Here is a 13009-nt window from a genome sequence, read left to right as displayed (position 1 = left end):
GCTTGCCATATTATGGCGGCGCGGGTGCGCTAGGCCGGGACGGATGAGCAAGGACACCGACAGTCTCTCCCCGCTTGGACGGGCCTATTCTCTTGGCGCGCTCTTTGTCGCCGAGATGGTGCTGCTTGTGCTGCTCTACCAGGTTTTGAGTGACCTTGAGTGCCGCGCAACCGGAATCGAAACCGCGTGCCGAGGGCTGCGGTTCGTGGCGCTGTGGCTGCTTTGCGCGGGGTCTTTGGTCGGGGTATATCTCTGGGCGCGCCCCGTGGCGCGGTCCGAGTTCGCAAGCACGGCAAGCGCCGCACCGGGGGGAGCTCCTTGGGCGTTGCTGCATGGGGCGGGCGTTCTGGCGATGCTTGCGCCGCTGGTTCTGGTCGCGCCCGAGGCGTTGAGCGCGGAGTTTGCGCGGGTGTTTCCGCTGGCGGCCTTGGGGGCGCTGATGGCGGCCTTGGGAGGGGTGCTGTGGCTCATGCGGCCGTCAGCCTGGATCGCGTGGTTGCGAGGACGCACCTTGTCGCTCGTCGCCATTGCTGCCTTCGCGGCGGCCCTGCCGGGGGCGGTGGTTCTGGCAGGGCCATTGTGGAGTGTGCAGGCGATTACAGATGTGACCTTTATCGCGGTATTTCTCTTGCTGCGCCTATTTGTCGAGGATGTGGTTGTGGATCCCGCGACCTATGTGATCGGCACGCCGGAATTCCGGGTCATGGTGGCCGATAGCTGTTCTGGGATTGAGGGGTTGGTGCTGATCACCGCGTTTCTCGCTCTTTACGGCGTGCTTTTCCGAGACGAATTGCGCCTGCGCCGCTTTGGCCTTGTGATCTGGCCTATCGCGCTCTTGGTGAGCTGGCTGTTCAACGCGGTGCGGATCACGGTTTTGATTCTGATCGGGGTGCATGTCTCGCCCGAGCTTGCGGTCAATGGCTTTCACAGCTTTGCCGGGTGGTTGATGTTCACGGCGCTGTCCATCAGTGTGTTGGTGGTAGTGGGGCGCAGTGGCTATGCGTTGCAAGCGGCGGCAGTGCCACGGGTGCGCAGCGTGGCGCCAATGGCCGAGGATGATGTGGCCGGGCGAATCCTGCCGTTTATCGTCTTCGCTCTGTCAGGTCTGATTGCACAGGCATTCTGGCGCGAGCCCGCCTTGGCCTATCCGGTGCAGGTGGGCATGATGCTGGCCGCGCTCTGGTGGGTGCGGGGCACCGTGCGGCAGCATCTGGCGTGGCCGTCGGCGCTGTCGGTGGTCGCGGGGGGATTGATCGGGGTGGCATGGATTGTGACCGCGCCCGCAGCAGACCCCCCCTCTGAGGCGCTCTTGTCGCTTGGGGCGGGGGTCTTTGCCCTTTGGGCAGGGATGCGTATCCTTGGCACGGTAGCCCTTGTGCCGGTGATTGAAGAGCTGTTTTTTCGGGGCTATGTGCAAGCGCGGCTGGATCGGGGAACCGTTGTCAGCCGGATCATCGCTATTGCGGTTTCGGCCGGTCTATTCGCCCTTGTTCATGGCCGCTGGATTGAAGCGGGCCTGGCGGGCGTTGTGTTTTCTCTGGTTTACATGCGCAATGGGCGGCTGGCTGATGCCATGGCCGCCCATGCTGTTGCCAATGCTGTCATCGCAGCCGTCGCCCTTTGGAGGGGGGATTGGACGCTGATCTGACCGTCAGGTCAGTTCCGCGCGCGACGGCGTTTGATTTCCCAAGCAAGGACAAGGGCCGCGAGAACCACCGCGATGGCGAGTGTCCCGCTCGCGGCGTCCATTTCCGGCACGGAAGATGTTGACGACGAGCCACCACCCGAAGTCGTGCCACCGTACCAGCCATTCCAGAACCAATCAAACATCGGTCATCTCCGTATATGTCTAATGCAAACTCTTGCCTTCGTTATGCCAGATTTTCGACACATTTCAAGCTGCGCCGCTCAGTAACCCGGTTTTTGGAAACGAACCGCACCAAAAGGACGCTTTGTTTCCGAGCCGAGAGCGGAGATGCCAGAACAATGAGCAGTTTTCCCGGTTGGCGTGCCGTTGCTCTGGCACGCCGCTGAGAATCACTCTGCGGCGCGCAGGGGAGAACCCTCGACCCGCGTTGCCGAGTCGGTTGGCTCTTGCCTGGATGCGGTGGGCTGGCTGACTTGCGCGGAGGCGTTGTGCCCTTCGACCGGCCAGACGATTTCTGAGTCTGCAAGGCGGCTTGCGGTTCGGGCGAGGGCCCAATCCCGTGCGGCGCGGCTGGAGCGGCCCATCGAGAGCTTGGCCAAGAGTTGTGCACCCCATAGGGCGTAGGTGCCGAGCCACACCCGAAGGGCCAGCATCGCAGGGGTGAAGACCAGCGTAAGAACGGTTGCGATGCCGAGGCCGAACACCACTGCGGTCGCAAGCTGCTTCCACCACAAAGCTGTTGGACTATCAAAGGCATAGCCGCCATTTACAAAGTCGAGACTGAGCCCGAACATCATCGGCGCAAGCCCGGCCATCGTGGTGATCGTGGTCAAGAGCACAGGGCGGATGCGATCCTGCGCGGTGCGGGTGATGGCCTCGATCTGGGGCATGTAACGGGCGTATTCCTGAAAAGTGTCAATCAAAACAATGTTGTTGTTCACCACAATCCCCGCGAGAGCGACGATGCCGGTGCCGGTCATGATGATCGAAAAGGGCTGATCCATCACGAGCATGCCGATCAGCACGCCCGTGGTCGAGAGCACGACCGCCAAGAGAACCAGTACCGCGTTGTAAACGCTGTTGAATTGCGCCAAGAGGATGATGAACATCAGGCCAAGCGCGCCGATGAACGCTTGTTGCAGGAATGCGCCGGATTCGGCCTGATCCTCGGCGTCACCGGTCCATTCGTAGCTGATACCGGGCGGCAGAACGCCTGAGTCGAGCCACTCGGTGAGATGTGTTATACGTTCGTTCGCTGTGATCGGAACCTTACGGTCTGTAAGGTCTGAAGCGGATTCTGTAAGGAATAGCCCGTCCTTGACCGCCGCCTTGATGTCAAAGAACCGGGTCTGATCGACGCGGTCGATCTGGGCCAGCTGTTTGACCGGTTTGCGGGTGACGAAATTCGACAAGGGCACAAGCCCGTCATCGGTACGCACCTTGAGGCTGTCGAGGGTTGAGAGCACGCGGTCCTGGTCGGGCAGGCGGACCCGGATCTCGATTTCCTCGTCGCTGCTGTCGACGCGCATGGTGTCGAGCAGGATGCCGCGCGTCACGAGCTGCACCATGGCCCCGACGGTCGCCACATCGGCACCAAAGCGCCCGGCCTTTTCGACATCGACGTCGATCTGCCAGTCGATGCCGGGCAGGGGCAAGGTATCCTCGATCTGATGCAAACCTTCGGTTTGGTCGAATTTCTCGCGAGCCACTTCGGTAAAGGCGATGAGATCTTCCCAATTGTCGCTTTTGAGGCGCAGATGAACCGGCTTGGCCGAGGCGGGACCACGGGATTGGGCGAGGACCTCGAACTTGATGCCGGGCACGTTTTCCAGCTCTGCGCTGAGTTCGGCAATCACGGTATCGCCGTCGAATTCCGTCGCGACCACATGGCGGGTCACGGGCAGATCGAGAAGCGGAATGGTGAACCAGGTCTCGATGGATTGCGGGCGATCCTCCCAGGCGATGGTTTCAAACTGAATCTGGCCGATCGTATCGCGCGGGGGCTGTGCGCCGCCGGTATTCGTATTGAGCCCGCCATCCCCGGCAAAGGCGAAAGCGGTCTGAATACCGGGGTGGGCGCGGATGATGTCCTCGACCTGTTTGACCAACTGGTCCTTTTGGTCAATCGAGAGGTTGCCGCGCCCGCGCACATAGACGATCCCGCGCTCAGGCTCGCTATCCACAAAGAATTCGGTGCCATTGTTGTTGTTGATGTAGAACATCAGCACAGAGCCCACGAGCACGAAAATCGTACCAAAGGCCACCAGAGGCATGACCGGATTGCCCGCGATTGCATGGATCACCCAGCCAAAGGCCGAGCGCTGATAGCCACCCCTCACCCGTTCTCGGCGCGGGGGCAGCCAGCGGTGCCGCGCCGCAGTCAGAAGTTTGCCAAAGCGGCGCGGAATGGCCACGAGCGCCAGCAGTGTGGCAACAACCCCGGAGAGGCCCACCGCCATCAGCAGAGAGACCCCCAGCATGAGGCCAAAGACCGTTGTCAGCACCGGCACGACCGAGCCAAGTATGCGTGTGCCGTCCATGCCGGAAAATTCCGCGCGCACCTCGTTGAGGAGCGCCGGGGCCGTCTGACCGGCCAGAAGGGCCACGCCGATAGCCACCGGAATGAGCGCCAAATGCCAGAGCCAGAAGCCATTTGCGATCTGGTCGGTCCGGGCGTTGAACCAGCGTTCCAGCCGCCCGGTGACGCCGCCCAGAACGGGCAGGTAGACAAGCGCCACCAAGAGCGAGGCGGAAAGCACGAAAATCAGTGTGACCGGCAACATGCCCATGAATTGCCCCGGGATACCGGGCCAGAAGAGCATCGGAAGAAAGGCGCAAAGCGTGGTTGCGGTCGAACTGACCACCGGCCAGAACATCCGCTTGGCGGCCCCGACATAGGCGTGCATCGGGCCTTCGCCCTCGGAAATGCGCTTGTCGGCGTATTCCACCACGACAATGGCCCCATCGACCAGCATCCCAACCGCGAGAATGAGGCCGAACATCACGATATTCGAGATGGCGACGCCCATGACCGCCAGAAGCGCGAAGCAGAGGAGAAAGGAGGTGGGAATGGAAAAGCCCACCAGCAGTGCGGGCCGGATACCCAAGGCCGCCAGCGTGACGATCATCACTAGGGCGATGGCGGTGAGAACCGAGCCTTCGAGCTGGCTGACCATGGAGGCCACGGTGCTGGATTGGTCGTTGGAGGTGCCGACGCTGACGGCGACCTGCAAATCCTCGGGCCAGGTCTTTTCCGCCTCGGTCACGGCGGCGCGCACGAGGTCGGCGGTTTCGATGATGTTGAAGCCTTTGCGCTTGACCACCTGTAGCGCGACGGTCGTCTCGCCGTTGAAGCGCGCTGTGCCAAGCCGGTCCTCGAAGGTGAGATTGATCGTCGCAAGATCGCCCAGCCGCACGATGCGGTCGCCATTGGTCTTGACCGGCAGGTTGTAGAAATCGCTGGTATCTTCAAAGGATGAGGGGATCTTGACCGCGAAGGTGCCTTGAGCGGTGTCGACCTCGCCTGCCGCGATCAGTTGGTTGTTGTTCTGCACCACGTTGATGAGATCAAGCGCGGTGACGTTGTATGCCTCAAGGCGGAGCGGGTCGATGATGACCTCGAGCATTTCCTCGCGATTGCCCGCGATGCCCGCCTCTAGCACCGGTTCCAGCCCTTCGAGCGTGTCCTGGAGGTCATTGGCCAGCCGCGACATGGTGCGTTCGGGCACCGGGCCGGAGAGGTTGACGATGATGATCGGGAATTCGCTGAAATTCACCTCGTTCAGGGTGTATTTCTCGGCCCCTTCCGGAAAATCCGCCTCGGCCGTGTCCATCGCGTCGCGCACATCGGCAAGGGTCTTGGTCTTGTCCCAGCCGAATTCGAATTCGAGCGCCACGCCGCCATAGTTTTCGGCGGCGGTGCCGGTCATTTTCTTGAGCCCGTCCAGATCGCTCAGTTCTGTTTCCATCACCTTTACGAGTAGTTTTTCGCTGTCTTCGGCAGAAATGCCGGGGAAGGGAACCGAGATGAAAAGAGCGGGCACCTCGATGTCGGGCTCACCTTCCTTGGGAAGTCCGACATAGGCCAATGTGCCGGCAAGAACCGAGAGCACGATGAAGGCCAGCACCATCCGGGCGCGGGCGGCGGCCCAATCGACGAGGCCGGTCATTGGCCCAACTCCTGAAACACAGGGTCAACAGGCACGCCATCGGTGACGTAATCCTGTCCGATCACGATCACATCGGCGCTATCGGGCAGGCCGGTGATCCAGACGCCCGAGGGCGTGTCGCGCAAAAGCTCGACCGGGATGAATTGCGCGCGGCTCTCGGGGCCGACGATGCGCAGGCCCAAGGTGCCCTCGTCATCGAGGGTGAGGGCGGATTGTGGCAAGAGATGCGCGCGCTTGCCTGCAGCACCGATCAGGATTTCGGCGGTTTCCCCGTCGCGCAGCGAGAGGTCTGTATTGGGCACCGTGACTTCGACGCGGAAGGTGCGGGTGACGTCATCGGCAGAGCGCGCCACGAAGGTGACGCGCCCCTCGACCATGCGGCCCGAGGCCATGCGGATGCGCGCGGGGGCGTTCATCTGCACGCGCGCCACCTGCATTTCGGACACGAACCCGACCATGGTGATCGGGTCGAGTTGTAGCACGGTCGCGCAGAGCGCGCCGGGTTGCAAAAGGCTGCCGATTTCGGCGGTGTCGGTGTCCAGCACGCCATTGAACGGCGCGATGATCGAGAGGCGATTGATTTCCGTTTCGGCGGCGGCGACGGCGGCGCGGGCGGATTCGATTCCGGCGCGCGCGGCCTCAAGGCCGGAGGTGGCCGATTGCACCGCCGCTTGCGCCGAACTGACCGCGGCACGAGTGGCGGCGACGCGGGTTTGCGAGGCGAAGCCGCTCTCGATCAGGTTTTCGGCGGCGTTGGCGTTGATCTCGGCCTCTTCGAGTTGGGCGCGCGCCTCGTTGGCGCGGGCCTCGGCCTCGGGGATGCGGGTCTGGGCCTCGGACAGGCGGGCTTGGGCCTCGGCCAAGGCGGCCTCGCGCGCGGCGGGATCAAGGCGGCAGAGAATGTCGCCTTGGGATACCATATGCCCTTTGCGCAGCGGCTCGTTGATGACGAGGCCCGAGGTCTCGGCCCGCAATTCGACGATGCGGTCGGCCTCGGAGCGGCCGCGCACGACGACGGCGCTGTCGACCTCGCGCGCTTGGGAATGCAGGGCCACGACGCGCATGATCGCTTCGGCCTCTGGCGCCGTTTCGGGCAGCGGTTCGGCGGTTTGCGGGTCGGGGGCGGGAAGAAAGCGGTGATGCTCGAAAACGACCACATAGACCAAGGCAGACACCACGAGGGCGATGAGAACAGGAAGCAACCGCATTTATCTACCTTCGGGCCATGAGGCGTGGCGTTGGGCCGGGCTTGGGCCTACCTTGCGGGACACGGCCCAGGCGCACCATTACCGACTTACGCTAAACCAACCGGTTCAGATTAATCTTTTCCGATGCCTGCTGCAAGCACGCCCTTGCGTCGCGGGCGCGCCGCCCCTTGGCAGGGACAGGGCTTCGGGGTAAGAGGGGCAAAATTCAAGGGGGGCGCGGCGTGAGCAACACCGACAGTTTCATCGACGAAGTCACCGAAGAGGTGCGCCGCGACAGGCTATTTGCGTTGATGCGCCGCTATGGCTGGATCGCGGTTCTGGCGATCCTGTTGCTGGTGGGCGGAGCCGCTTGGAACGAATGGCGCAAGGCGCAGGATCGCGCCGCCGCACAGGCATTGGGCGATGCGGTGCTGGCTGCCCTCGCGACCGAGGATCGGGCGGCACGGGCGGCGGCATTGGATGCAATCACGGCACCGGGCGCGCAGGCGGCGTCTGTGATTGCCCTCTTGGCGGCCGCAGAGGAAGCGGCGGATAACCCTGAGGCGGCGGCGCAGCGGTTGCTGGCGCTGGCGGATCGGTCGGATGTGCAGGCGGTCTATCGCAACCTTGCCACGCTCAAGGCGGTGATGCTGCCCGGCTCTGGGCTGGATGCCGAGGCGCGCCGTGGTCGGTTGAACGGCTTGGCGCTGAGTGGCGGTGTGCTGCGGCTCTTGGCCGAGGAACAACTGGCGCTGATCGACCTTGAAACAGGCAACCGCGAGGCGGCTCTTGAGCGCCTTGTGGCAATTGCCAGCGATGCCGAGGCCACGATGGGCTTGCGCAGGCGGGTGACACAAGTGATTGTGGCCTTGGGCGAAGAATTGCCCGACCTTCCGGAGCCTGTGACAGGGGCCGTGTCGGTGGGCGAATGACGAAGGCCGCGCCAGGCCAAAGGCCCAAGCGGGTCAACAGGGCGGTAAAAGGCGAAGAGTGAGGGCAAGAGCAGTGAAACCGAACGGATTGATTCTGGGGCTGGTTGCAGTCCTCGCGCTGACGGCCTGTACAAAGAAGACACAGATTTTGAGCGGCGAACGCCAGGGGATTCGCGAAGTTCTCCAGAGCGAGGCGGCGCGCGCGCAGGCCAACGTGACCCCGGAAAACCGGGTGCTTCCGATTTCGTTGCCCGCGGCAACCGTCAATGCAGACTGGCGCCAGCGGATCGGATCGCCTGCGACGCGCAGTGCGCATCCCGCGCTGTCGCGCGCGCCGCAACTGGCGTGGTCGGTGAATATCGGGCAGGGCGACGGGCGGCGGGTGCGGATCACCGCCGATCCGGTGGTCGCCGAAGGGCGCATCTTTACGCTTGATGCCGAGGCCAAGGTGGCGGCGGTCTCGACCACGGGGCAACTGCTCTGGACGCGGGATTTGACCCCGGCCAATGACAACTCGGACAATGCCAGCGGCGGTGGTCTGGCCTATGGCGATGGCAAGCTCTTTGTGTCCTCGGCCTTTGGCAAGCTCACGGCAATTGACCCGACCAGCGGCGGCGTGATCTGGGAGCAGGAATTGGGCGCGCCCGGCAGCGGCACACCGGCGGTGCTTGACGGGTTGGTCTATGTGGTGGCGGGCGACGATGTGGCCTGGGCGATCGAGACCGACACCGGGCGCATTGCCTGGCAGTTGAGCGGTACGCCTGACATTCACAACGTGCTGGGCGGACCGGCCCCGGCGGTCACGGATAAGTACGTTGTCTTTGCCTTTGGTGCGGGGGAATTGCAGGGTGCGTTCCGTCGGGGCGGTCTGCGCCTCTGGGACGCGCAGGTCGCGGGCGAGCGTCTGGGTGTGGCGAGCGCGCGGGTGGATGACATCACTGGCGACCCGGTGGTCGTGGGGGACCGACTCTACACCGGCAGTCACTCGGGGCGCACGGTGGCGCTGAGCCTTGGCAGCGGCAAGCGTCTGTGGACCGCAGAAGAAGGCCCGCTGAACCCGGTCTGGCCTGCGGGCGACTCGGTGTTCATGGTCACTGATCGCAACGAATTGGTGCGCCTCTCGACCGAGGATGGCACGCGAATCTGGGGGCACGAATTGCCGCTCTTTGCGGATCGCAAGCCCAAGCGGCAGGCCGAGATCGTGGGCCATTTCGGCCCCATTCTGGCCGGTGGTCAGTTGATCCTGGCCTCGGGCGACGGGCAATTGCGGTTCTTTGATCCGGCCTCGGGGCAGATGACGGGCGCGCGCGATTTGCCGGGCGGGGCCACGTCCAACCCGGTGGTTGCGGGCAACACGCTCTATGTCGTGTCGAAAAAGGGTCAATTGCTGGCTTTCCGTTGATCCTGTGTTCCTGTATCAGGGCGACTTGATCCGTATCGGAGCCTAAGTCATGACCTTTTCTCTCGCCATCGTGGGCCGTCCCAATGTTGGCAAATCGACGCTGTTCAACCGTCTGGTGGGCAAGCGGCTGGCCTTGGTCGACAACCAGCCCGGTGTGACGCGTGACCTGCGTGAAGGTGCGGCGCGGTTGGGTGACCTGCGGTTCACGGTGATTGATACGGCCGGTCTGGAGGACGCCACCGACGAGAGCCTGCAGGGCCGTATGCGCAAATTGACAGAGCGCGCGGTTGATATGGCCGATGTTTGCCTGTTCCTGATTGATGCGCGGACGGGCGTGACGCCCATGGATGAGAGCCTTGCTGAGATTCTGCGCAAACGCTCGGCGCATGTGATCCTTGCGGCCAACAAGGCCGAAGGTTCGGCGGCGGATGCGGGGGTGATCGAGGCCTGGGGTCTGGGTCTGGGCGAGCCCATTCGCATGTCGGCGGAGCATGGCGAGGGTTTGAACGACCTTTATGCACAACTGATGCCGCTGTCCGATGCCTTTGAGGCGCGCGCCGAGGCGGAGGCACCGGAGGTGGATGTCATGCTCGACGAGGATATCGAGGATGACGAGGATGTCAGCTATCGCAGGCCCACCGAGGCGCGCCCGATGCAGGTGGCGGTCGTGGGGCGGCCCAATGCCGGGAAATCGACGCTGATCAACAAGATCCTAGGTGAAGAGCGGCTCTTGACCGGGCCTGAGGCCGGGATCACGCGCGATGCCATTTCCCTGCGCATCGACTGGGACGGGATGCCGGTGCGCATTTTCGACACGGCGGGGATGCGCAAGAAGGCCAAGGTTCAGGACAAGCTGGAAAAGCTGTCGGTGTCAGACGGGCTGCGCGCGGTGAAATTCGCCGAGGTGGTCGTGGTTCTGCTTGATGCCGCGATTCCCTTTGAGCAGCAGGATCTGCGGATCGCCGATCTGGCCGAGCGCGAGGGGCGCGCGGTGGTGGTGGCGATCAACAAATGGGACATGGAGCCCGACAAGAGCGACAAGATCCGCGAATTGCGCGAGGCCTTCGAGCGGCTATTGCCGCAGTTGCGCGGCGCGCCTCTGGTCACGGTATCGGCCAAGACGGGCAAGGGGCTGGACCGCCTGCGCGATGCGGTGGCACGCGCGCATGAGGTGTGGAACCGGCGCGTAACCACAGCGCAATTGAACCGCTGGCTGATCGGCATGCTGGAGCAGCATCCGCCGCCCGCGCCGGGCGGTCGCCGGGTCAAGCTGCGCTACATGACGCAGGCCAAGACGCGGCCGCCGGGATTCGTGGTCATGTGCAGCCATCCCGACAAACTGCCCGAGAGCTATTCGCGCTATCTGGTGAACGGGCTGCGCGCCGATTTCGACATGCCGGGCACGCCCATCCGCCTGTATTTCCGCAGTCAGGCGGATCGCAACCCCTACAAGAGCAAGAAAAAGGCGGGACCGTCGAGCCTGCGCAAGCATCTTACAGGCCGCGCCAGCGACTAAGCCGGGCAGGGCCGTGCAAATTCCTGCGCGGTCCCTCTTGCATTCCAGCGGGCCGAGGTCACATCTGCGTCACATCAAGACTGTTATCCCTCTGTGGCAAGGAGGCTGACGTGACCGAAACCCCCGATCAGGCCGCGCTGCGCGCGTTCCTCAAGCCCTATACCGCCAAAAGCGATTTGCGCGGGGCGCTGTCGTTTACGTGCACGGTGGCGGTTTATGGCGTGGCGTTGGTGTTGGGCGTTTGGTTGGTCGAGGCGGGTCAGTGGATCGCTGCGGGGCTGATGGTGGTCGTGCTCGCCTTTGCCTCGGTCCGGCTCTATGTCTTGCAGCATGACTGCGGGCATCTTGCGCTCTTTGCGCGAAAGGGGCTGAACGATGGGGCGGGATATATCCTGTCGGTGTTTTCGCTGACGCCCTACCGGGTCATGCAATACAATCACAACCAGCATCACGCCTATCTGGGCAATCTCGATCACCGCGAGACGACCGAGGTTTATACGATGACACTGGCGGAATGGCGGGCGGCGCCTTGGCCCCGGCGGTTGTGGTATCGGCTCTATCGCAATCCGATGGTGATGCTGTCGCTGGGGGGGATTTACGCCTATTTCATCAGCTATCGCTGGCCGCGCAATACGCGGGTGGTGGGCGTGTGGGGGGTGATTGCCCACAACCTGATGCTGGCGGGTTATCTGGCGGTGATCTGGGCCACGTTGGGGGTGACGGGCCTAGCGGTCTGGGCGCTGAGCGCGGTGCTGGCAGGGGTGATCGGGGTGTTTCTGGTCTATCTCCAGCACAATTTCGAAGAGACATATTGGGACCGCAAGCCGTCGCTCGATTTCCGCCGGGCCACGCTCATGGGGTCAAGTTCGCTCGATCTGGGATGGCTCTGGGATCTGGGGACGGGCAATATCGCCTATCACGATCTGCATCACTATAACCCCGGTATTCCGTCCTATAACCTGCGGCGCTGTCAGAGGGCGTTGCCGGAGGAGTTGCGCGCGCATGACGTGATCCGCTGGCCCGAGGCAATCCGCAGTTTCCGGTTGAAGCTCTGGGATGAGGGCGCGGGGCGGTTGGTGCCGTTTCCGAAGGCAGACGCGGTGGGGATTGTGGCGGCGGAGTAGGGGGTAGGGTATTCGGCTTTCAAGGCATACCGTTGAGGCAAAAGTGAGATCGGACATTCGTGCTGTGTGCGGGGTGGGGATTGAAAGTGGCCAGAGGCAAGAGTGGCGTGTGGCTCAGCGGGAAAGCAACGCTGAGAAGAGATCGTTCTCTGAAGGTATCGCTTTTCGATGCAGAATCGCTCGAATAGCTCTTACCAAAAGCCCCCATGCTCGCGTCCATTGCTTGTCATCTGCGTGGTATATGGTTCCATGGGTTATACTGCTGCGGTCAGAGTAGCTTTTCTTGGCCTTTTCATAAGTTTCAGCTCGCGGCTCGACAGGTCCGCATAACTCAGCTAGCGAAAGTGACATCCTAAATCTTAGCTCTGATCCACCTCCAAACACAGACTCAAGCGCCTGCCAGATGTGAAGAATCGATGACGATCGGTCAGGCATTAAGGGAGCCTTCGCCAAAGCAGCACGTAGTATAGACGCTTTGCGAAAATGAGTTTCGATTTCTTGCCAAGCGATAACAGCCTCAGCCGCTTTGATAAAAGCATTTGCATCTATCGTATTGGAATAACTCTCACTATCCCCACGTAGGACGGAAAAAGTAAGCTCAACAGGCCACCCTTCTACCCTAGACTCTTTGGCAGTAATGCCATTGCGCATTTCTTCCGGTAGCTTTTCACGCAGGGTGCTGGAACTTCGATAGTTAATCCCCGCATACTCATTTAGAGAGTGGCTTGTAGCAAAGGGTGTGATCGTGGGTTTAATACCTTCAATGTAAAGCATCACTTTCAGGATATCCAACAGCCTCTTTGCTTCCGAAAGATCTGTAGTATCCACCGAAATCTCAAGATTAACGTTCGGCATAAAAATCTGCATCAGTTCTGCGGTCATTCGCATCGGGTGCTTTTCTGCTGCGAGCGAATACAGATCAAAAACAGATACGTCCCAACGACGAGGATGCATGCTGAACGTTTCGGTTTGAACTTCTTCCGAAGAAAAAGGAGACCAAAACAGTTGGGGAAAATAAAACCGCGCCATAC

Annotated in this window: 9 protein-coding genes; 5 read left to right on the top strand and 4 right to left on the bottom strand. The window is 62.1% G+C overall.

What is annotated here, in order from left to right; translation table 11 throughout:
- Positions 1 to 43: 43 nt before the first annotated feature.
- Complete coding sequence (xrtE, locus tag AACZ65_RS07280) at positions 44 to 1648, top strand: exosortase E/protease, VPEID-CTERM system (RefSeq protein ID WP_339669439.1); 1605 nt, start codon at positions 44 to 46, stop codon at positions 1646 to 1648.
- Positions 1649 to 1656: 8 nt separating this feature from the next.
- Here xrtE and AACZ65_RS07275 read toward each other — a convergent pair whose 3' ends face one another.
- The 3 genes from AACZ65_RS07275 to AACZ65_RS07265 form a co-directional block, all read right to left on the bottom strand.
- Positions 1657 to 1830: a VPEID-CTERM sorting domain-containing protein gene (locus AACZ65_RS07275; RefSeq protein WP_297542513.1), complete on the bottom strand. Its 174-nt coding sequence runs from the start codon at positions 1828 to 1830 to the stop codon at positions 1657 to 1659.
- 207 nt (positions 1831 to 2037) lie between these two features.
- Positions 2038 to 5817, bottom strand: coding sequence for an efflux RND transporter permease subunit (locus AACZ65_RS07270; RefSeq protein WP_339669435.1), 3780 nt, complete (start codon positions 5815 to 5817; stop codon positions 2038 to 2040).
- Positions 5814 to 7025: an efflux RND transporter periplasmic adaptor subunit gene (locus AACZ65_RS07265; RefSeq protein WP_339669433.1), complete on the bottom strand. Its 1212-nt coding sequence runs from the start codon at positions 7023 to 7025 to the stop codon at positions 5814 to 5816. The genes AACZ65_RS07270 and AACZ65_RS07265 overlap by 4 nt, the downstream gene beginning before the upstream one ends.
- A 221-nt stretch (positions 7026 to 7246) precedes the next feature.
- Here AACZ65_RS07265 and AACZ65_RS07260 point away from each other — a divergent pair, with 221 nt between their 5' ends.
- The 4 genes from AACZ65_RS07260 (at position 7247) to AACZ65_RS07245 (ending at position 11978) form a co-directional block, all read left to right on the top strand.
- Complete coding sequence (locus tag AACZ65_RS07260; RefSeq protein ID WP_339669431.1) at positions 7247 to 7936, top strand: hypothetical protein; 690 nt, start codon at positions 7247 to 7249, stop codon at positions 7934 to 7936.
- A gap of 148 nt (positions 7937 to 8084) precedes the next feature.
- A complete protein-coding gene (locus tag AACZ65_RS07255; protein ID WP_339669429.1) occupies positions 8085 to 9338 on the top strand; it encodes a PQQ-binding-like beta-propeller repeat protein in 1254 nt (417 codons plus the stop codon).
- Between the two features lie 49 nt (positions 9339 to 9387).
- Entirely contained in the window at positions 9388 to 10854 is a 1467-nt protein-coding gene (der, locus tag AACZ65_RS07250) for a ribosome biogenesis GTPase Der (RefSeq protein WP_339669427.1), read from the top strand.
- Positions 10855 to 10964: 110 nt separating this feature from the next.
- Positions 10965 to 11978 carry a fatty acid desaturase gene (locus AACZ65_RS07245; protein WP_339669425.1) on the top strand — a complete coding sequence of 338 codons (1014 nt, stop codon included), beginning with the start codon at positions 10965 to 10967 and terminating at the stop codon, positions 11976 to 11978.
- 114 nt (positions 11979 to 12092) lie between these two features.
- On the opposite strand, the gene AACZ65_RS07240 is transcribed toward AACZ65_RS07245, so the two are convergent.
- On the bottom strand, positions 12093 to 13007 hold the full coding sequence (locus AACZ65_RS07240) for a hypothetical protein (protein ID WP_339669424.1): 915 nt from the start codon (positions 13005 to 13007) through the stop codon (positions 12093 to 12095).
- Positions 13008 to 13009 lie beyond the last annotated feature (2 nt).

The sequence above is a fragment of the uncultured Roseovarius sp. genome, assembly GCF_963972555.1.
In the GTDB taxonomy this organism is placed as follows: Bacteria; Pseudomonadota; Alphaproteobacteria; order Rhodobacterales; family Rhodobacteraceae; genus Roseovarius; species Roseovarius mucosus.
This window is presented reverse-complemented; position numbering and strand designations above follow the sequence as displayed.